At 63.0% G+C, this 19,975-nt stretch carries 21 protein-coding genes and 3 tRNA genes; 19 read left to right on the top strand and 5 right to left on the bottom strand.

All coding sequences use genetic code 11. The features are described from left to right. The first annotated feature begins 4 nt into the window (after positions 1–4). From B5G03_RS01055 to B5G03_RS01025, 7 genes are all read left to right on the top strand, one after another. Positions 5–80 (top strand) — tRNA-Gly (locus B5G03_RS01055). 11 nt (positions 81–91) lie between these two features. Beyond that, a tRNA-Val gene (locus B5G03_RS01050) sits at positions 92–167 on the top strand. Positions 168–173: 6 nt separating this feature from the next. Continuing rightward, positions 174–249, top strand: a tRNA-Phe gene (locus tag B5G03_RS01045). 158 nt (positions 250–407) lie between these two features. Then, positions 408–1,187, top strand: a complete 780-nt coding sequence (locus B5G03_RS01040; protein WP_087179968.1) for an FAD binding domain-containing protein — start codon at positions 408–410, stop codon at positions 1,185–1,187. A 3-nt stretch (positions 1,188–1,190) separates the two neighbouring features. Further along, complete coding sequence (locus tag B5G03_RS01035) at positions 1,191–1,658, top strand: (2Fe-2S)-binding protein (RefSeq protein WP_087179967.1); 468 nt, start codon at positions 1,191–1,193, stop codon at positions 1,656–1,658. Continuing rightward, on the top strand, positions 1,655–3,937 hold the full coding sequence (locus tag B5G03_RS01030; protein WP_087179966.1) for a xanthine dehydrogenase family protein molybdopterin-binding subunit: 2,283 nt from the start codon (positions 1,655–1,657) through the stop codon (positions 3,935–3,937). Before B5G03_RS01035 ends, B5G03_RS01030 begins: the two co-directional genes overlap by 4 nt. A gap of 154 nt (positions 3,938–4,091) precedes the next feature. Next, positions 4,092–4,823, top strand: a complete 732-nt coding sequence (locus B5G03_RS01025; RefSeq protein ID WP_087179965.1) for a LytR/AlgR family response regulator transcription factor — start codon at positions 4,092–4,094, stop codon at positions 4,821–4,823. An 81-nt stretch (positions 4,824–4,904) separates the two neighbouring features. Here B5G03_RS01025 and B5G03_RS01020 read toward each other — a convergent pair whose 3' ends face one another. From B5G03_RS01020 to B5G03_RS01000, 5 genes are all read right to left on the bottom strand, one after another. Next, complete coding sequence (locus B5G03_RS01020) at positions 4,905–5,546, bottom strand: hypothetical protein (RefSeq protein WP_087179964.1); 642 nt, start codon at positions 5,544–5,546, stop codon at positions 4,905–4,907. Positions 5,547–5,548: 2 nt separating this feature from the next. Further along, positions 5,549–6,031 carry an RNA polymerase sigma factor gene (locus B5G03_RS01015; RefSeq protein WP_242962239.1) on the bottom strand — a complete coding sequence of 161 codons (483 nt, stop codon included), beginning with the start codon at positions 6,029–6,031 and terminating at the stop codon, positions 5,549–5,551. Between the two features lie 251 nt (positions 6,032–6,282). After that, the gene (locus tag B5G03_RS01010; protein WP_087179963.1) at positions 6,283–7,077 is read right to left on the bottom strand and encodes an ABC transporter ATP-binding protein; all 795 of its coding nucleotides are present in this window, start codon (positions 7,075–7,077) and stop codon (positions 6,283–6,285) included. Then, positions 7,070–7,987 carry an ABC transporter permease gene (locus B5G03_RS01005; protein WP_481808401.1) on the bottom strand — a complete coding sequence of 306 codons (918 nt, stop codon included), beginning with the start codon at positions 7,985–7,987 and terminating at the stop codon, positions 7,070–7,072. Before B5G03_RS01005 ends, B5G03_RS01010 begins: the two co-directional genes overlap by 8 nt. Before the next feature lie 50 nt (positions 7,988–8,037). Beyond that, positions 8,038–9,057 carry an ABC transporter substrate-binding protein gene (locus tag B5G03_RS01000; RefSeq protein ID WP_087179961.1) on the bottom strand — a complete coding sequence of 340 codons (1,020 nt, stop codon included), beginning with the start codon at positions 9,055–9,057 and terminating at the stop codon, positions 8,038–8,040. 298 nt (positions 9,058–9,355) lie between these two features. Here B5G03_RS01000 and B5G03_RS00995 point away from each other — a divergent pair, with 298 nt between their 5' ends. The 12 genes from B5G03_RS00995 to B5G03_RS00940 all read left to right on the top strand — a co-directional run bounded on the left by B5G03_RS00995 (position 9,356) and on the right by B5G03_RS00940 (position 19,909). Beyond that, on the top strand, positions 9,356–10,126 hold the full coding sequence (locus B5G03_RS00995) for a glycosyltransferase family 2 protein (RefSeq protein WP_087179960.1): 771 nt from the start codon (positions 9,356–9,358) through the stop codon (positions 10,124–10,126). A 633-nt stretch (positions 10,127–10,759) separates the two neighbouring features. After that, complete coding sequence (gene rfbA, locus B5G03_RS00990) at positions 10,760–11,647, top strand: glucose-1-phosphate thymidylyltransferase RfbA (RefSeq protein ID WP_087179959.1); 888 nt, start codon at positions 10,760–10,762, stop codon at positions 11,645–11,647. Positions 11,648–11,660: 13 nt separating this feature from the next. Then, complete coding sequence (gene rfbD, locus B5G03_RS00985; protein WP_087179958.1) at positions 11,661–12,557, top strand: dTDP-4-dehydrorhamnose reductase; 897 nt, start codon at positions 11,661–11,663, stop codon at positions 12,555–12,557. Positions 12,558–12,595: 38 nt separating this feature from the next. Next, complete coding sequence (rfbB, locus tag B5G03_RS00980; RefSeq protein WP_087179957.1) at positions 12,596–13,654, top strand: dTDP-glucose 4,6-dehydratase; 1,059 nt, start codon at positions 12,596–12,598, stop codon at positions 13,652–13,654. A gap of 67 nt (positions 13,655–13,721) precedes the next feature. Next, positions 13,722–14,153, top strand: coding sequence for a hypothetical protein (locus B5G03_RS00975; protein WP_087179956.1), 432 nt, complete (start codon positions 13,722–13,724; stop codon positions 14,151–14,153). Then, positions 14,150–14,656, top strand: coding sequence for a GNAT family N-acetyltransferase (locus tag B5G03_RS00970; protein WP_242962238.1), 507 nt, complete (start codon positions 14,150–14,152; stop codon positions 14,654–14,656). The genes B5G03_RS00975 and B5G03_RS00970 overlap by 4 nt, the downstream gene beginning before the upstream one ends. A 169-nt stretch (positions 14,657–14,825) precedes the next feature. Beyond that, complete coding sequence (locus B5G03_RS17725; RefSeq protein WP_162613306.1) at positions 14,826–15,938, top strand: helix-turn-helix domain-containing protein; 1,113 nt, start codon at positions 14,826–14,828, stop codon at positions 15,936–15,938. A 130-nt stretch (positions 15,939–16,068) separates the two neighbouring features. After that, the gene (locus B5G03_RS00960) at positions 16,069–16,785 is read left to right on the top strand and encodes an AAA family ATPase (RefSeq protein ID WP_087179954.1); all 717 of its coding nucleotides are present in this window, start codon (positions 16,069–16,071) and stop codon (positions 16,783–16,785) included. Between the two features lie 68 nt (positions 16,786–16,853). Then, positions 16,854–17,132, top strand: a complete 279-nt coding sequence (locus B5G03_RS00955) for a hypothetical protein (RefSeq protein ID WP_087179953.1) — start codon at positions 16,854–16,856, stop codon at positions 17,130–17,132. A gap of 95 nt (positions 17,133–17,227) precedes the next feature. Beyond that, entirely contained in the window at positions 17,228–18,094 is an 867-nt protein-coding gene (locus tag B5G03_RS00950; RefSeq protein WP_162613305.1) for a MerR family transcriptional regulator, read from the top strand. Positions 18,095–18,367: 273 nt separating this feature from the next. Continuing rightward, complete coding sequence (locus tag B5G03_RS00945) at positions 18,368–19,564, top strand: MFS transporter (RefSeq protein ID WP_087179951.1); 1,197 nt, start codon at positions 18,368–18,370, stop codon at positions 19,562–19,564. A 90-nt stretch (positions 19,565–19,654) separates the two neighbouring features. Then, the gene (locus tag B5G03_RS00940; RefSeq protein WP_087179950.1) at positions 19,655–19,909 is read left to right on the top strand and encodes a hypothetical protein; all 255 of its coding nucleotides are present in this window, start codon (positions 19,655–19,657) and stop codon (positions 19,907–19,909) included. Positions 19,910–19,975: the final 66 nt, after the last annotated feature.

The following is a 19,975-nucleotide window of genomic DNA, read 5'->3' as shown; positions in this document are numbered from 1 at the left end:
ATAAGCGGCTTTAGCTCATCTGGTAGAGCGCCACCTTGCCAAGGTGGAGGTAGCGAGTTCGAGCCTCGTAAGCCGCTCCATTTTTTTGTCTGGAAGTTTAGCTCAGCTGGGAGAGCATCTGCCTTACAAGCAGAGGGTCACAGGTTCGAGCCCTGTAACTTCCACCAAAAAATGCCTCTGTAGCTCAGTTGGTAGAGCAGGGGACTGAAAATCCCCGTGTCATTGGTTCGATTCCGATCGGAGGCACCACAAAGACCTGTCTTACAAACTAAGGCGGGTCTTTTTTTTTGTGCGCGTGGGGGTCTTTTCTCTCGACAAGGCCCTGCCGCTTTGCTAAAATTAAAGTGAGAACGAATGCCCTTGACCGGGGCCTTGCTCCAAAGAAAACGGAAAGGAGACTGTGAGGCATGTTTACCGCACAGCAATATGTGAAGGCAGCCACGCTGGAAGAGGCCTGGCAGCTGAACCAGAAGCGCAGCACCACCCTGCTGGCCGGGGGCTGCTGGCTGCGCCTGACCCGCCGCCGGGTGGGCACCCTTGTGGACCTGAGCGGACTGGGGCTGGATACCATTGAAGAGACCGAAAGCGAGTTTTCGCTGGGGGCCATGGTCACCCTGCGCCAGCTGGAGACCAGCGAAGCTTTGAACGGCGCCTTCGGCGGTCTGTTTAAGGAAATGACCCGCCACATCGTGGGCGTGCAGTTCCGCAACTGCGCCACCCTGGGCGGCAGCATCGCAGCCCGGTTCGGCTTCTCCGACCTGCTCTGCGCGCTGCTGGCGCTGGACTGCGAGGTGGAGCTGTTCAAGGCCGGCCGCATGCCGCTGGAGCAGTACGCAAAAATGCCCGCCGACCGGGACATCCTGGTGCGCATTTTCGTGAAGAAGAACGGCCGCCGCCCGGTCTACCAGACCATGCGCAACGCCGAGACCGACCTGCCGGTGCTGGCAGTTGCCGCTTCCGAGAAGGACGGCCAGGTCCGCGTGGTGGTGGGCGCACGTCCCGCCCGGGCCGAAGTGGTGAACGCACCCCTGGCCCTCGCGGCGGACAAGGCCGCGCTGGAAGCCTTCCAGGCTGCCATGCAGAGCCAGCTGACCTTCGCGGGCAACATGCGCGGCAGTGAGGAATACCGCCGCCATCTGGCAAACGTTTTGACCGGCCGCTGCCTTGCGGCCTTACAGGAGGGCTGATCCATGCAGGTGACCATTCAATTGAACGGCAGACCCTATACCGCCGAAGCCGCGCCGGACACCCAGCTGCTGCATTTTCTGCGGGACGCGGGCTGCAAATCCGTGAAGTGCGGCTGCGAGACCTCCGGCTGCGGCCTGTGCACCGTCCACATGGACGGCAAGCCGGTGCTGTCCTGCAGCGTGCTGGCCGGCCAGGCGGACGGCCACACCGTGACCACCCTGGAGGGCCTGCAGAAGGAAGCCGAGGAGTTCGGCGGCTTTCTGGCGGACCAGGGCGGCGAGCAGTGCGGCTTCTGCAGCCCCGGCTTCATCATGAGCGTGCTGGCCATGGGCCGCGAGCTGGGCGCTGACGCCACCGACCAGGAGATCCGGGAGTATCTGGAGGGCAACCTCTGCCGCTGCACCGGCTACCAGAGCCAGCTGCGGGCCATTCGCGCCTGGCTGGCCGCAAAGGAGGGCAAAGCAGAATGAAATACGTGAATCAGGCCATCCGCAAGGTGGACGCCATGAGCCTTGTGACCGGCAAGCCGGTCTACACCGGCGACATGGTCCCCGCCAACACCCTGATGGTGAAGATGCTGCGCAGCCCCCACGCCCACGCGCTGATCGAGGAGATCGACACCGCCGCCGCCCTGAAGGTGCCCGGCGTTGTGGCTGTCTTTACCTATAAAGATGTACCCCAGAGCCGCTTCACCACCGCGGGCCAGACCTACCCGGAGCCCAGCCCCTACGACCGGCTGATCCTGGACCGCCGCCTGCGCTGCGTGGGCGACCCGGTGGCCCTGGTGGCCGCCGAGACCGAGGCTGCCGCCACCAAGGCCGCGGGCCTCATCAAGGTGAAATATCAGGTGCTGGAGCCTGTGCTGGACTTCACCAAGGCCAAAGATAACCCCATTCTGGTGCACCCGGAAGAGGACTTCAAGGCCCTGTGCCCCGTGGGCGCGGACAACAAGCGCAACCTGTGCAGCACCGACTGCATGGAAAACGGCGACGTGGAAGCCGAAATGGCCACCTGCCCGGTGGTCATCGAGCGGACCTTCTACACCAAGGCCAACAACCAGGCCATGATGGAGCCCTTCGTCACCTTCAGCTATCTGGACGAGTACGGCCGGCTCACGCTGGTCTCCTCCACCCAGGTGCCCTTCCATGTGCGTCGCATTCTGTCCAACGCGCTGGAAATGAGCAAGGCCAACATCCGGGTCATCAAGCCCCGCATCGGCGGCGGCTTCGGCGCCAAGCAGAGCGCCGTGAGCGAGGTTTACCCCGCTTTTGTTACCATGAAGACCGGCCGCCCCGCCTGCCTGTGCTTCACCCGTCAGGAGAGCCAGGCCAACGGCTCCCCCCGCCACCAGATGCGCGTCACCGTGCGCATCGGCGCGGATGAGGACGGCACCATCCGGGCGCTGGATGTGAAGGCACTGTCCAACGCGGGCGCTTACGGTGAGCACGGCCCCACCACCGTGGGCCTGGTGGGCACCAAGTCCATCTCCCTGTACGGCAGCCTGAAGGCCGCCCGCTTCAGCAGCGAGGTTGTTTACTCCAACACCATGGGCGCGGGTGCGTACCGCGGCTACGGCGCGACTCAGGGCATCTTCGCGGTGGAGAGCACCGTGAACGAGCTGGCCGCCCAGTTGGGCATGGACCCCTGCGCCATCCGTGAAAAGAACATGGTCCGCCTGGGCCAGACCTTCGCCATGTACTACGGCGAGAACTGCACCAGCTGCACCCTGGACAAGTGCATGGAAACCGCCAAGAAGATGATGGACTGGGAGAACAAGGCCCCCCGCCGGGTGCTGGAAAACGGCCATATCCGCTCTGTGGGCGTGGCCATGGCCATGCAGGGCAGCGGCATCTCCGGCGTGGACATCGGCAGCGTGGAGATCCGCCTGAACGACGACGGCTTCTACACCCTGCTGGTGGGCTGCACCGACATGGGCACCGGCTGTGACACCATCCTCACCCAGATGGCCGCCGACTGCCTGGACTGCCCCATGGAGAATATCTCGGTGCGCGGCGTGGACACCGACCAGAGCCCCTACGACTGCGGCTCCTACGCCTCCTCCACCACCTACGTGACCGGCATGGCCGTGGTGAAGGCCTGCGCCCAGCTGCGGGAGAAGATCCTGGCTCAGGGTGCAAAGATGCTGGACGTGCCTGCCGACACCGCCGAGTTCGACGGCAAGCGGGTATTCGTGCCCGGCACCGACAGGGAAGTGAGCCTTTCCGCCATCGGCTACGCCAGCTTTGAGGGCCACGCCCGGTGCATCTCCGCCTGCGAGAGCCATTCCTCCCCGGTATCGCCCCCGCCCATGATGGTGGGCATGGCCGAGATCGACCTGGACCCCGAGACCGGCAAGATCCAGCTGGTGGACTACGTGGCCGCCGTGGACTGCGGCACCGTGGTGAACAAGAATCTGGCCCGGGTGCAGACCGAGGGCGGCATCGTGCAGGGCATCGGCATGGCCCTGTATGAGGACATCCAGTACACCAAGGCAGGCCGGATGATGAACGACTCCTTCCTGCAGTACCGGATTCCCACCCGCCTGGAGGCGGGCACCATCCGGGTAGAGTTTGAGTCCAGCTACGAGCCCAGCGGCCCCTTCGGCGCCAAGAGCATCGGCGAGCTGGTCATCAACACCCCCGCCCCGGCGATTCTGGGCGCGATCCAGAATGCCACCGGCGTTGCCTTCCACACCCTGCCGGTAAAGCCGGAGGACGTGGTCATGGCACTGCGGAATAAGGTCGAATAAATCCGGAACGATACAAAGCGGCCGGAACCCCCGAACAGGAGGCCCCGGCCGCTTTTTTGCTTTTGTCGGAAAACCCCGAAGAAACACGAAGGAAAGTTCGTCCTCCGCGCGGGTGTCTGGGCTTTTATAATAAAGGAAAGGGGGCGGAGGAAGGATGTACCGGTTTGCGGTGTGCGATGATGACTTCTTTTACCGGCGGCAGCTGGCCCGGATGCTGCGCAGCTTCGCCCCCTGGCAGAAGAGCGGCTGCCGGGTGGATTGCTTTTCCGATGCCGAGCGGCTGCTGGCCGAGTGCGAGGGCTGCCGCTACGACGCGGTGTTCCTGGATGTGCAGATGCCCCGGATGAACGGGTTGGAAGCGGCCCGGCGGCTGCGGGCCCGCTGGCCGGAGCTGCCGGTGATTCTGGTGTCGGCCTTCTGCGAATTTGCGCCGGAGGGGTATGAGCTGCGCATCTACCGGTATCTGCGCAAGGACCGGCTGGACCAGTGCCTGGGCCCCTGTCTCGAGGACCTGCTGGCCCAGCAGCTGGCCCCCTGTACGCTGGAATTGCCGGTGGACGGCGAAATCTGCCGGGTGAATCTGGTGCGGGTGGAATCCCTGCGGCTGGACGGCCACACGGTGGAGTTCCATTTTGTGGACAACACCCCGCCGCTGCCCTGCCGCATGAGTCTGGCCCGGCTGGAGACGATGCTGGCAGGCCGGCCCTTCCTGCGCACCCAGCGGGGCTTTCTGGTGAACCTGCATCAGGTGCAGCGGCTGCGCCGGTACGAGTTTATTCTGCGCAGCAGCCGCCGGGTGCCGGTGAGCGAGCGCCGTTACGGTCAGGTGCGGCAGGAGTATCTGGAATGGCAGGCCCGCTTTGAGGAGTGGTCCGCCCGGCTTTAAAACTGTATACAAACAAAACCGCACCCTCGCTTTTGAGCCTGCTGTGGCCCGGCGGGAGTGCGGTTTACTTTTTGTTGGGTTTTATTGGGCGCAGGGGATTTGATACAGCCGGTAGCTGGTCTCGCTGTCGCCCGCCAGCACGAAGACGAAGCAGTCGCCCTCCACAAGGCCGCTGGCCAGCACATCGTCCCGGGTGCGGCCTTCGCCCTCGGCGGCGAGGGTTTCGTCCAGCTGGTCCAGCGCCGCGTCCAGGCCGTCCGCCTCTTCGGCAGGCCGGGCCTCAGCGGGCAGAGCCGCTTCGGGAGAAGTGGCCTCCACGGTGGTGTGGGCGGGGGCTGCGGTGGCGGCTGCCTTGTCCTGGGTGCCGCCTGCGGCGGCCTCTTCCGGGGCGGCGGCCAGCGCAAAGGGCACGGCTCCGTTGGCGGCGTCGGCGCTGCTTTCCGGCATCTGGCGGGTGGCAACGCGGGGGCTGGCCTGGTCCGCTGCGGTGGCTCCGCCCGAGACGGAGGTCAGGCTGCGGGCCGCGGCCGGGATCGCCAGCAGGCAGACGGCGGCGGCCGCCGCCAGCGGAATGGCACGGCGGCCGAAGGGAATGGTACGGCGGGGGCGGGCAGCCTTTTGGGCTGCGGCCTGTGCCTGCATCTTTTCCAGGGTGGCTTGCTTCCAGCGCTGGCCGGCGGTCACTTTGTCCATGGCGCTTTTGTAATCCTGGGAGTCGGGCATGGTCAAAATTCTCCTTTCAGCGTGTCTTTCAGAAGGGCCCGCCCGCGGGAAAGCTGGCTGAGCACGGTGTTCTGCTTGGAATCCAGCAGCGCCGCGATCTCGGCGGTGGAATAGCCCTCGATGTAATGCAGATAGATCACCTGCCGGTATTTCATGGGCAGGGCGGCCACCGCGTCCAGCACGGTGTTCTCTGCGGGGGTGAAAGGGGTGGACAGGTGTTCGTCCAGCGGAGCGCTGCGGCGTATCCAGGCGCTGCGGAAGTGGCTCTTGCACCGGTTGATGGTGCAGCGCAGCAGCCAGGCCTTCTGATGCTCGGCGGACTCAAACTGGGGTGCGTGACGCACCAGATTCAAAAATACCTCCTGGGCAATGTCCTCCGCGTCCTGCGGGTTTTTTACCAGGCCGAAGGCGGCCCGGAACACGGTGTCGCCAAACTGCTCCACCGCCGCTTCCGGGGTGAAGGCAGGCATTTGGGCCGTTTCCACGGGACAGGCCCCCCTTTCTCACACAGAATACAAAACAACTGGCCCTATTATTGCATGGAAGATTTGAATTGTAAAGGTAAATGGCAAAAAAGTGCCCCCGGCGCATCCACCTGTTCGGGTAGGGTACGCCGGGGGCGCTTTTCGGTATATTTCCACGGCCCCGGTTGGCCATTGGGGGCCGCCCCGCAAAAAGCGAAGGGCCCCCAAGGCAGCCAATCGGAGGGGAAAGCGTAGTAAAAAAGGGAGACGGCTCAGGAGAGCAGCAGCTTGTCGTCCGCCTCGGTGGAGCCGCTGGCCTGGTTGAATTTCTCCAGCAGGTCCTCCACGGTCAGGCGGCTTTTTTCCTCGCCCCGCACGTCCACCACCACGCGCCCGTCGTACAGCATGATCAGCCGGTTGCCGTGGGCGATGGCGTCGCGCATGTTGTGGGTGATCATCAGGGTGGTCAGATTGTCCCGCCGGACGATCTGCTCGGTGGCCGAAAGCACCTTGGCTGCGGTCTTGGGGTCCAGGGCGGCGGTGTGCTCGTCCAGAAGCAGCAGCTGGGGCTTTTTCAGGGTGGCCATCAACAGGGTCAGCGCCTGGCGCTGGCCGCCGCTGAGCAGGCCCACCTTGCTGGTGAGCCGGTCCTCAAGGCCAAGGTCCAGGATCTTGAGCAGCTCCCGGTACTGCTCCCGCTCGGCCCGGCTGATGCCGGTGCGCAGGCCCCGGCGCTGTCCGCGGCGGGCGGCGAGGGCCAGATTCTCCTCGATCTGCATGGTGGCGGCGGTGCCCATCATGGGGTCCTGAAAGACCCGGCCGATGTAAGGCGCGCGCTTATACTCCGGCAGGCGCGTCACGTCCACGCCGCCGATGGAGATGCTGCCCTCATCCACCGAGTAGGCCCCGGAAATGATGTTCAGCATGGTGGATTTGCCCGCGCCGTTGCCGCCGATCACGGTGACGAAATCGCCGTCGGCCAGCGAGAGGCTCAGCCCCTGCAGCGCCCGCTTTTCGTTCACGGTACCCGGGTTGAAGGTTTTGTAGATGTTTTTCAGTTCAAGCATGGCTGCCCGCTCCTTTCCCGGTGCGTTTTGCGAAGTAACGGCCCTTCCAGTAGGGCACGGCCAGGAACAGCGCCACGATCAGGGCGGTAATGAGCTTCATGTCGTCGCTCTTCAGGCCCAGCAGGATAACCACCTGATACACCAGATAGTAGATCAGCGAGCCGAACACCACGGCCAGCAGCTTCAAAGCGAAGTTGCGGAAGACCTTGCTGAACAGCACTTCGCCGATGATGACCGCCGCCAGACCGATGACGATGGCGCCGCGGCCGCTCTGCACGTCCGCGAAGCCCTGGTACTGGGCCAGCAGCGCGGCGGACAGAGCCACCAGACCGTTGGAGAGCATCAGCCCCAGCACGGTGGTGAAATTGGTGTTGATGCCCTGGGCGCGGGCCATGTTGGGGTTCGCGCCGGTGGCGCGCACCGCGCAGCCCTGCTCGGTGCCAAAGAACCAGTACAGTGCGCCGATGGTGGCGGCGGTGAAGAGCACGCAGACCAGAATGGGGTTGGAGAGCGCCGCCTGGCGCACGTTGCGGGCGCTCACCAGCAGGGGGTATTTGTCCACGCTGATGGGCCGGTTGGACTGGCCCATGATGCGCAGGTTCACGGAATACAGCGCCAGCTGGGTGAGGATGCCGGCCAGGATGGCGGGGATGCCGCAGGCGGTGTGCAAAAGACCGGTGACCAGGCCCGCCGCCATGCCGGACAGGAAGGCGGCCACCATGGCGGCCCAGGGGTTCCAGCCCCCGGTGACCAGCACGATGAATACCGCGCCGCCGGTGCACATGGTGCCGTCCACCGTCAGGTCGGCCACGTCCAGAATCTTATAGGTAATGTAAACGCCGATGGCCATGATGCTCCAGATCAGGCCCTGGGCAACCACGCCCGGCAGGGCGTTCAGAAGTGTGGTGATGAACACGAAAAGCTCCTCCTAAAGCCGGGAACGGCCCGGCGCATGATGGATCATTCCGCCTCGATGGCGGTGTAGCCCTCAGGGATGGTCACGCCCAGCTGCTCGCAGAGGGCTGCATTGTACATCTTGGTGAAGGTGGGGGCGGACTGTACCTCCATGGTGGTGACGTCTGCTTCGCCGGTGAGGATCTTGGCAGCCATCTCGCCGGTGGTGCGGCCCAGCTCGTAGTAGTCGATGGACAGCGTCGCCACGCCGCAGCCGCTGCAGATGCCCTGCTCGCCCGCCACGATGGGCACCCCGGCGGGCACCGCGATGTTGGCGATCAGCTCGGTGTTGTTGGCGGCGGTGTTATCGGTGGGAATGTAGATCACGTCGCTGGCCGCGCAGGCGGTGGTGCACACGGCGGACAGGTCGTTGGTGTCCGAGAAGGAATACTCGGTGCAGGTGTAGCCCAGCTCGGTCAGGTATTCGGTGATCACGTTCACCTGGTACTTGGAGTTGGGTTCCGCGGAGCAGTAGAGCAGGCCCACGTTCTTGGCATCCGGGAACAGCTCTTTGATCATGTCGGCCTGACCGTCCAGCGGGGCCAGGTCGGTGGTGCCGCTGATGTTCCGGCCGGACGCGCCGGTCCAGTCGGTCACATCCAGGGCGGTGGCATAGTCGGTGATGGAGGTGCCCAGGATGGGAATGGTGTCGGTGGCCGCGGCTGCCGCCTGCAGCGGCGTGGTGGCGTTGGCCAGGATCAGGTCCACATTCGAGGACACAAAGCTGTTCACGATGGTGGCGCAGTTGGAGTTATCGCCGGAGGCGTTCTGCACGTCCACGGTCACTTTGTCGCCAAAGGCCTCGGTGAGGGCGTCCTGGAAGCCCTGGGTGGCGGCGTCCAGCGCGGGGTGCTGCATCAGCTGGCAGACGCCCACCCGATAGGACGCGCCCTCGGCGGAGCCGGATGCACCGGACGCACCGGAAGAAGTGGAAGCGGCGGACGATGTGCCGCCGGAGCCGCAGCCGGCCAGCGTGGCCAGCATGGCGCAGGCCAGAACGCCTGCCATGGTTTTGCGAAGTTTCATGTGTGGTTCCTCCCTGTGAAAAAAGAAGTTCACTTTGCCGCCACAATGAATTGCAGCAGTAAAGTGCAAGGCGCTGGAAAAAGGCCGCTGCCGGCCTTGGCTTTATTCTAGTAAAGTTTTACGGTTCTGTCAACGGGAAACGGGCAAAAAGGCAAAAAAAGGCGGTTCCGGCCCCCAAAAAGGGGAGTGGGAGTGGTTAAAAAGGGTGCAAAAGGGGCACGGGCGGCGGTTTTTCCTTGTAGACGCGGGCAAAAAATGCTATACTAAAATAGATTAATTACGCTTGGAGGATGCCCCAATGAGGAAGATCAGCGCCTGCATCGTGAGCTATAACGGAGCCGACGAGGTGATCCGGGCGGTGGGATCGCTGCTGAAATACACGAAGGACTGCGCGCTCACGGTCTATCTGGTGGACAACGCCAGCCCGGACGGGACCGGCGAAACGCTGGAGCGGCATGGCTTTCCTTCCAACGTGAAGGTCATCCGGCTGCCGGAGAATCTGGGCTTCGGCAAGGGCCACAACCACGTGCTGAGCCTGCTGGACAGTGAATATCATTTTGTGCTCAACCCGGATATTTTCATCGACGACAACGTGCTGCCCGCCATCTGCGACTGGCTGGACGGTCACCCGGAGGTGGTGATGGCCACCCCGAAGCTGCTCTTCCCGGACGGCCGGGTGCAGATCCTGCCCAAGCGCAAGCCGAACATTCTGGGGCTTGCGGCGCGGCAGGGGGTGCCAGGGCTGAAGAAATTCGGCGACCGGTACGCCATGCTGGACCAGGACCTGAGCGTACCCACGGCCATCGAGTTCTGCACCGGCAGTTTTTTCTGCATGCGCACCGATGTGTACAAGGCCATCGGCGGGTTTGATGAGGGCTACTTCATGTATGTGGAGGACGCGGACATCACCCAGAAGGCCCGGCAGAAGGGACTGGTGTATTATCTGCCCCAGTTCACCGCCTATCACGCCTGGCACCGGGCCCCGAACAAGAGCCTAAAGCCCTTTTTGCAGCAGCTCAAGAGCATGGGTCGCTACTTCTGCAAATGGGGCTGGAAGCTGGGCTGCTGAGGAAAGCCCGTTTTCTCACAGTGCGCCGAAAGCCGAAAAATCGGTCGGTAATGCTTGGCGGGGAAAATTTGGTTTTCCCCAACTTACGGGATGCGCGTTTAAGGCAGTCAGCGGGATTCGCTGAGGAAAATCCGGTGTATCTGCGATTGCGCATTGGAACCGGCCAACGGTCGAGTCCGCTAAAAATCCGCGAGGGCGGTGCGGCGGGTCCGGCTTGGTGCAAGCCCGGCGCGAATGCCGCTCAACACACTACGGGCCGTTCTCGCGCACGGCCCGCAGGGGAGTAGCAAGGGCGCTTGCGCGCCTTTCGCGGCAAATGCGCCCGGTCTTGCCCCGCCACCACCGCCCCGCCCCCGCTCCCTTGCAGTATGCCGAAAGCCCGGAAAACGGCCGGCAATGCTTGCTGGGGAAGAAATTTCGATTTTACCTAGCTTACGGGATGCGTATTTAAGGCAGTCAGCGGTATTCGCTGAGGAAAGCCCGGTGTGTTTGAGACTGCGCATTGGATTCAGCCGACGGTCGAGTCCGCTAAAAAAGTATATAGCGGCTGTAGCTCCGCTTTGTGTTAAGCTGCGCAAATTTTTTAGAATGGCCCGGGCATGACCCGGGCGGAAAAAGGAGCGTAATGCTATTATGAAAGGTATTATCCTTGCCGGCGGCGCAGGCACTCGCCTGTATCCGCTCACCATGGTCACCAGCAAGCAGCTGCTGCCGGTGTACGACAAACCCATGATCTACTACCCCTTGTCCACACTGATGCTGGCCGGCATCCAGGACATCCTGATCATCTCCACCCCGGAGGACACCCCCCGGTTCGAGAACCTGCTGGGCGACGGCAGCCAGTACGGCCTGCATCTCTCTTATAAGGTGCAGCCCAGCCCGGACGGCCTGGCTCAGGCCTTTTTGCTGGGCGAGGAATTCATCGGCGACGACTGCTGCGCCATGATCCTGGGCGACAACATCTTCTACGGCAACGGCTTCTCCCGCATTCTGAAGAATGCCGTGAAGAACGCCGAGGAAAACGGCCGCGCCACCGTGTTCGGCTACTACGTGAACGACCCCGAGCGGTTCGGCATCGTGGAATTCGACGAGAGCGGCAAGGTCATCAGCGTGGAGGAAAAGCCGAAGGAACCCAAATCCAACTACGCCATCACCGGCCTGTATTTCTACGACAACCGGGTCAGCGCCCAGGCCAAGCAGGTGAAACCCAGCGCCCGGGGCGAGCTGGAGATCACCACTCTGAACGCCATGTACCTGGAAGAAGGCAAGCTGGACGTGCAGCTGCTGGGCCGCGGCTTTGCCTGGCTGGACACCGGCACCATGGACAGCCTGGTGGACGCCGCCGACTTCGTGCGTATGGTGGAAAAGCGCCAGGGCATCAAGATCAGCGCCCCCGAGGAGATCGCCTACAAGAACGGCTGGATCACCAAGGAAAAACTGCTGGAAAGCGCCGAGCGCTACGGCAAGAGCCCCTACGGCGAACACCTGAAACGGGTTGCCGACGCAAAGATCAAATACTAAGGGAGGCCTTTGCATGAAGATCCTCATCACCGGCGCCAGCGGCCAGCTGGGCACCGAGATCCAGCGCCAGCTGAAAAACGGCGGCAGCGCCCTGGGCCCTGTGCCCGACCGGCTGAAAAACGCCACCGTCATCTCCACCGATGTGAACGAACTGGACATCACCGACCGTGACGCCACCATCGCCTTCGTGCGCCGCCACCAGCCCGATACCATCATCAGCTGCGCCGCCTTCACCAACGTGGACGGCTGTGAAACCAACCCCGAGGCCGCCTTCAAGGTGAACGCCATCGGCGCCTCCAACCTGGCCCAGGCCGCCGAGCGCATCAACGCCCGGCTCATTCACGTGTCCACCGACTACGTGTTCCGGGGCGAGGGCGACAAGCCCCTGGATGAGAGCGAGCGGGTGGACCCCAAGAGCGTCTACGGCAAAACCAAGGCCCTGGGCGAGGAATACGTGAAGAATTTCTGCCACCGGTACTTCATCGTGCGCACCGCCTGGCTGTACGGCTACGCGGGCAAGAACTTTGTGAAGACCATCGTGAACGCGGGCAAGAAGTTCGGCAAGCTGGAGGTGGTCAGCGACCAGCTGGGCAACCCCACCAATGCCGAGGACCTGGCCCATCACATCCTGCAGCTGGCCGTGAGCCACGACTACGGCGTTTACCACTGCACCGGCGAGGGCGTTTGCTCCTGGTATGAGTTTGCCAGCGAGATCATCCGCCTGTCCGGCGTGGACGCCACCGTGGCCCCCTGCACCAGCGCGGAATATTCCGCCAAGCACCCCGCCGCCGCCGACCGCCCCGCCTGGAGCGCGCTGGAAAACCGCATGCTCGCCTGCACCGTGGGCAACCACATGCGGGACTGGAAGGTGGCCCTGGCCGACTTCTTCGCCCACTGGAACGGCGAATGACCGCCCTTCTCATTGATTGAATAAGGAGTATTAAATAGATGAAACGCTATCTCATCACCGGCTGCGCCGGCTTTATCGGTTCCAACTTTGTTTACTACATGTTGAATAAGTATAAGGAAATCCAGCTGGTAAACCTGGATAAGCTCACCTACGCAGGCAACCTGGAGAACCTGAAGGGTGTGGAGGGCGACGAGCGCCACATCTTCGTGCAGGGCGATATCTGCGACCGTGAGCTGGTCAGCAGTCTGTTTGAGAAATACGATTTTGATTACGTGATCAACTTCGCCGCCGAGAGCCACGTGGACCGCTCCATCACCAATCCCGAGATCTTCGTGGAGACCAACGTGCTGGGCACCGTGAACCTGCTGCAGTGCGCCAAGAACGCCTGGTTCAAGGACGGCAAGTGGGCCGAGGGCAAGAAGTACCTGCAGGTTTCCACCGACGAGGTGTACGGCTCTCTGGGCGAGGAGGGCTTCTTCATGGAGACCACTCCGCTGTGCCCCCACAGCCCCTACTCCTCCTCCAAGGCCAGCGCCGACATGTTCGTGATGGCCTTCCACGACACCTACGGCATGCCGGTGAACATCACCCGCTGCTCCAACAACTACGGCCCCTACCAGTTCCCCGAGAAGCTGATCCCCCTGATGATCAACAACGTGAAGAACCACAAGCAGCTGCCCGTGTACGGCGACGGCATGAACGTGCGCGACTGGCTGTATGTGGAGGACCACTGCAAGGCCATCGACATGGTGGCCGAGGGCGGCCGGGACGGCGAGGTCTACAACGTGGGCGGCCACAACGAGCGCCCCAACATCTTCATCGTGAAGACTATCATCAACCAGCTGCATGACCGGCTGAAGGATGAGGGCATCAACGAGGGCCTGATCAAGTACGTGGCCGACCGTCTGGGCCACGACCGCCGCTACGGCATCGACCCCACCAAGATCAAGGAGGAGCTGGGCTGGTACCCGGAGACTACCTTCGAGGTGGGCATCGTGAAGACCATCGACTGGTACCTGGCCAACGAAGAGTGGATGAACAACGTGACCAGCGGCAACTACCAGAAGTACTACGAAGAGATGTACAAGAATAAGTAAACCGCATTCAAAACGGGCCCTTCGGCAACACGAAGGGCCCGCTGCGGTATCAAGGAGGAATACGCCCATGAAAAAACGGGATCTGCTGATCCTGGCCTTTCTGCCCACCGTGGCGGGCATCGTGCTGGTAAACCTGGTGGTGCTGCTTTCCGGCAGTACCGGGGTGATGATCGGGCTGCAGACCGCGCTGTCCGCCGCGCTGGTGGCGGTGTGGTATGCGCTGGGCCACTGGTGCGCAAGGCAGGACAAGCGCCCCTGGCCGGGATTTGCTCTGCTGCAATGGTGGGGCGCGGCGAGCGTGGTGTTCGGCTTTGTGCCCTCGGTGGGGGTTCTGGGCTCCCTGTGCCAGATGTACGGCGCCTGCATGAGCCTGATGGTTACCCCGGCAGCCGAGGTGTTGGGCGGGGCGTATCTGCCGGTGCAGGCGCTGCTCACTCTGGCGCTGACCAGCGCGGCTTACCTGATGGGCTTTGCCACAAAGCAAAGGAGGAGCCTGTGAGCGAATTTGCCAGTGAATTCAGAATGGAACGGGCCACCCTGGCGGACCTGCCCGCCATGACCGCTCTGTACGCCCATGCCCGCAAGTTTATGGCCCAGCAGGGCAACCCGGGCCAGTGGGGCACCGTTTACCCGGACGAGGCCCAGCTCACCGAGGATATTGAATCCGGCGGGGCCTGGCTCTGCCGGGAGAACGGGGCGCTGCTGGCGGCCTTCTATTTCGCCCCCGGGCCGGATGCGGACTATGCCGTCATCCGGGAAGGCAGCTGGTTAGAGGAAGAGCGGCCCTATTGGGTCATCCACCGGGTGGCCTCCTATGGCGGTAGGGGCGCGGCGGCGTGGTGCCTTGACTGGTGCTGGCAGCGGTGCGACAACCTGCGCATCGACACCCACCGGGACAACCTGCCCATGCAGCGGCTGCTGGAAAAATGCGGCTTCGGGCTGCGGGGCGTGGTGAGCTGCCACCACGGCGGCGAGCGCCTGGCCTACCAGAAGCTGCGGTGAAGTGAACAAAGAAAAGAGCGCGTCCCGGTTTGGAACGCGCTCTTTTTTGCAGCTTTTGGGCGAAAAAACCGGCGATTCCCGCCTTCCGGAAGCGAATTCCCGCCCGGCGGGGTGGCAGCGGGAGGGGATTCCTGCTACAATGAAGCCGGAACGAAAGGAGGGGCCGGGAATGGAAGACGGAACGGAAACCAGAATGGAGCAGGGCTTCAGCGAGCGGCTCAAACGCTACCGAAAAGAAAAGAACCTGACCCAGCAGCAGCTGGCGGATGCGCTGGGGGTGAGCAACAAAAGCGTCTCCCGCTGGGAGTCGGGCGGGGGCTACCCGGACCTGCCGCTGCTGGTGCCGCTGGCAAAGGCGCTGGGGGTCACGGCGGACGATTTGCTGGATGAGGAAAAGCCGGTGCGGGCGCTGACCCGGGCGGACTGGCAGGGGCTGCTCTCCTTTGCCTTCGCGCTGGGCGGCGGGCTGCTGTTTTATCTGCTGGCCACCTTCGCGCCGCTGGCGGTGTGCTATGCGGTGTATCTGGGGTGCCTGTGCTACGGGGCCTATCTGCAGCGGTACTACGCCCGCCACAGCCGGTGGTTCTGGCTGGGAGCGGCCGGGATGAATCTGGCGGTGAACTGGTCCGCCGCGCTGGGGCTTGTGCTGCTGGTCGGGATGTTTGTGCGGCTGGGCCCGGCGGTGCTGATGATGCAGACCCAGAAAGAGCTGGGAGTGGAGAGCTTCTGGCTGGCGCTGGTGATCTCGGCGGCGCTGGCGCTGGGGGCCACCGCTCTCACCCTGCGTCTGCTGCACCGCCGGTTTTTCGCCGGTTCGCCGGAGGCGGTCGCCCTTGGCTGGCGTAGGCCCCGGGGACGGGCGCTGCTGCCGTTGTTCGGCTTTGCGCTGCTGGCCGGGTTCTGGGCCATGTACCTGTGGCCGAAGCTGCCGCTGGTGCTCTGGCAGCGGCAGGGGGAAATCTTCACCGGTCTGCTGGCGGTGTTGGCTGTGGGCTATGCGCTGGCGCTGAAGCGGCGGCTGCAGCAGCTGCTGGCGGCTCTTCTCACCCTGGGAATGAGCGGCGGGGTCTGGTGGCTGCGGCAGCTGGATCGGATCACATGGGTGCAGAGCCTTTCCTCCGGCAAGCTGTTCGAGTGGAATTCCGGGCTGAACATGGAAAAGTATCTGCCGCTGATCCAGCCGTTGCCCGCCCTTTTCGCGGCGCTGGCGGCACTGGCGGCGGTCTATCTGCTGGCGGCGGGGCTGACGCTGCGGGAAAATGAGCAAAGCGGCGGGGAATGACCCCGCCGCTTTTTTGTGGCGAAAACGCGCGGCGGACTGCGCCCGGTATGGTGGAAAGGAAGGCTCCCTTTGCGGTAGAATAAAGGCAAGGCACACCAGAAAATAGCGAGCCGGGGAGCAGGTGAGTGTATTGAATCAACAATTTATACAAATCGTATTATTTGATTGGGGTGAAATCGGGCGCGGAAGTTATCTGAGAGAAATAGAAGCGTTTCAAGGGCTGGAGCGCTTGGAATTTGACCATCCCATCACGTTTTTTGTGGGAGAAAACGGAAGCGGCAAGTCCACTTTGCTGGAGGCCATTGCGGTGGCCCATGGCTTCAATCCGGAAGGCGGGAGCAAAAACTATCGGTTCTCCACGCGGGATTCCCATTCGGAGCTGTGGAAAGCGCTCCGGCTGGTGAAGGGGCACCGCAGGGAAAAATGGGGGTATTTCCTCCGGGCGGAAAGCTTTTACAATGTGGCAACACAGGAGGAAAGCTATGCGGACGCACTGCACCCTTCCGCCGGATACCACGAAAAATCCCATGGCGAGAGCTTTCTGGCGCTGGCGCAGAACAATCTGAGAGCGAACGGGTTGTATCTGCTGGACGAGCCGGAGGCCGCATTGTCTCCGCAGCGGCAGCTTTCGCTTCTGATGCAGATCGACCGCTGCGCAAAGGACGGCGCACAGTTTTTGATCGTCACCCATTCCCCGATTCTGCTGGGGATTCCGGGCGCGGCGATTTACTGCTTTGACCAGGGCAAGGTCCACCCTTGCGCATATGAGGAGACGGAAAGCTACCGGGTGACCGAGCTGTTTATCAACAACCGGCAGGCGCTGTTAAACCGGCTTTTGAAGGAGTGACAGCCGGATTGCCGCCGCGCCGGGCGGCATGCTACAATGGGAAAAAGACTCCAAAGGAGGAAGAACGAATGAGGTTGGCGCGAATCCTTTCGCTGGCGGTGCTGGTGGCGGTGCTGTTCGTCACGGTGGACCTGGGCATCAGCTGTCTGGGGGCGCTGGTGCCGGGATTGCAGGACGGCATCCCCTATTACAGCCTGCTGCAGCGGTGGTTCGGCGTGTGGGAGGGCGAGATGCACACCCGGCCGGATTTCTTCTTTGTATTCAGTCGCTGGCTGTGGATCTCCTTTGCGGTGTTCGTGGAAAACGCTGTGCTGTGGGGCATCGGCATCTGGAAACAGGGCCGGTGAACATTTTTTTCGCGAATTTTTAAAAAAGCATTGACCTGGCATCTGGTGCATCCCTTATGCTGAGGGTGCAGAACAGAGAACAGGAGGCGAATTCCATGAACGCAAAGCAAACCGAAGCGGCCACCGGCATCTCCCGGCGGAACCTGCGCTTTTACGAAGACCAGGGCCTTATCCACCCCCACCGCAACCCGGGCAACGATTACCGGGACTACTCGGAACAGGACATCCGAGACTTAAAGCTGATCCGGACGCTGCGCATGCTGGACGTGCCGCTGGAGGAGATCGGGGCCTGTCTGGAAGGAAAAACCACGCTGGCCCAGGTCTCGACGGCCCAGCAGTTCCGGCTGGAGCAGCGGCAAAAGGAGCTGGAGGCGGCCATCCGCTTTTGCAGGGAGCTGCAAAGCGCCCCGCGGCCGGACGAGGAATTTCTGGATGGCTTGCTGAACCGGATGGACGCGCCGGAAAACCGGGCGGGCCTGTTCGGGGAGTGGACCCGGGACTACAAAAAGGTGGCGAAGGCCGAGGCAAAAAAGGTGTTCACCTTCACGCCGGACGACCCGGTGACCAACCCGGCGGAGCTGACGCTGGCCCTCTGCCGCTATGGCGAGCAGCAGGGGGTGAACCTGGTGGTGACAAAGGAGAGCATGGCGCCGGAATTCGAGATCGACGGCATTCCCTATACCGCGCAGCTGGTCTGGCGGCGGATGGGGCCGGGGATTCTGCTCATTGTGCGCTGCACCGCCCTGCACCCGGAGCAGCTGGAAAGCGATGTGCCCAAGGCCCGCAGCCGCTGGATGAAGCTGGTCCACTACGGCTGGCCGGTGGCGCTGTTTGTGCTATTATGGGCGCCGCGGGTGATCGACGCCGACCCGGCCAACCGGCCGGAGGTTGCGGTGGCGGGCGCGACGCTGGCGGTGACCATCGTGTCCATGTACTGGGTGTTCCGCCACTTCAAAAGCTGAAACACCTTGCACGGCGCGGCAAGGCTGTGGTATGATGAGGGCAGAAACAACGGAAAGGAGGGCGCGATTATGGGATGGAAAATGCGCACAATTCGTGTACAAAAAGGCAACGAAATGGCGATTCCGGCTCGAAGTGCGCCCTTTTTTCGGTCAGAACGCTGCCGCCGCGCCTGAACAGGCCACGTTTCCGGGATTTTCCCGGAAAGCTTTTTGTGCAATGCATCCTTTCCGAAACAGGGCGTGAACCCATGTTTTCGGAAAGGATTTTTTGTTATGAAGATAAAACATCAGCTTCGCGCACTGTATCTTCTCGAAGCGGTGAGCGGATTCGGGCTTGCCCAGGTGATCTGGGTGGTGCTGCTGGCCGGGCGGGGCTTTTCGCTGGCTCAGATCGGTCTGGCCGAGGGCTTTTTTCATCTGGTCAGTTTTTTGTGCGAGGTGCCCAGCGGCATGGCGGCGGATCTTTTGGGCCGCAGGCGCACGCTGGCCGCCAGCATGGGAGTGCGGGCACTGGCCTGCCTTGCCATGATCGCCAGCCGGGGCATCGGGGGCGTCTGCCTTGCCATGGGGCTTTCGGCCCTTTCCTACAATCTGATCAGCGGCACGAGGGAGGCCATCACCTACGACAGTCTGTTGCAGGTGGGCCGCGCCGGGGACTATGAACGGGTGGCCGGGCGGATGGGCGTTCTTTACCGGGCGTCCGCCGTGGGCTGCGCCCTCTGTGCCGGGGCGGCGCTGGCCCTGGGCTGGCGGCTGGCCTATCTGACCGATTTTGCCGCCGCTCTGGCGGGGCTTGTGCTGGCCCTTGGCCTGACCGAGCCGCCCCACGGGCAAAAGGCTCCGGCCGCACTTCGGGACTTTTGGCCCCGGCTGCGGCGACATGTGGCGGACACCGGCAGATTTTTGCGCCAGAACCCGGCGGCGGTGGAGAAGATGCTGCTGGACGGCGCCTGCGGCTGCTGCGCCTATTTCGGGGGCCAGCTTTTGCAGCCCCGCCTGATGGAGCTGGGCCTGCCTGCCGGACTGCTGGGCCCGGTGCTGGCGCTGCTGCCCCTGGCGGGCGCGGCGGGTTCCGCCCTGGCGGGCCGTGTGGGCGGACGCTTTTGGTTTCGCACGGTGGCGCTGCTCTGCGCGGCGGGCATCGGGGGCAGCCTTGCGCTGGCGGGGGCGCCGGTGCTTGCGCTTGCACTTGCCGCCGGAGCCGCCGCCACCTTCTGGGACGGGCTGCTGGAGGTGAAGATGACCGCCCGGCTGAACCGGGATTTCCCCAGCGACCGGCGGGCTACGCTGGTGAGTGTGCAGAGTATGGCCTACAGTCTGGCCATGCTGCCGGTGAGCCCGCTGGCGGGCGCGCTGTGCGACAGGTTAGGCTATTCCGGCGGCATGGCGGCGCTGGGGCTGGGATTGCTTTCGCTGGTGGCGGCGGGCATGGCTGCGCATCGTTGCAGAAAAAGGAGGAGACAGCAATGAAATTGGCAATCAAGTGGGCGCTGCGCTGAGTACACACCGGGTCAAGGCTCGGAGAAATAGCAAAAAATGCTGCAAAGGAGGCGGTACGGAATGAGAAAACGGAAATGGTGGTCCATCGCGGCAGCGGTGGTGTTGGCAGCGGTGCTGCTGGTGCCGGTTCGGGTGAATTTGAAGGATGGCGGAAGCGTGCGGTACCGTGCGCTGCTTTATGAGGTCACCAAAATCCATCAGCTGGCGCCGGAGGTGAAGGGAGTCAAACCCTATATTGACGGATTTGAAGTCAAGCTTTTGGGGTGGACAGTTTACCGGGAAACAAACGAAGAAATGCTGAATGCCAGCGCATAAATACAGAAACGCCGCGCCGCTCCAGGGGAAAGAATGGAGCGGTGCGGCGTTCTGTTTTGGGATTTG

Origin of the sequence: Gemmiger sp. An50 (assembly GCF_002161595.1) — a bacterium.
Classification (GTDB): Bacteria; Bacillota; Clostridia; order Oscillospirales; family Ruminococcaceae; genus Allofournierella.
Note: the sequence above shows the minus strand (reverse complement) of the source record. Positions and strands in the feature narration are given on the sequence as shown.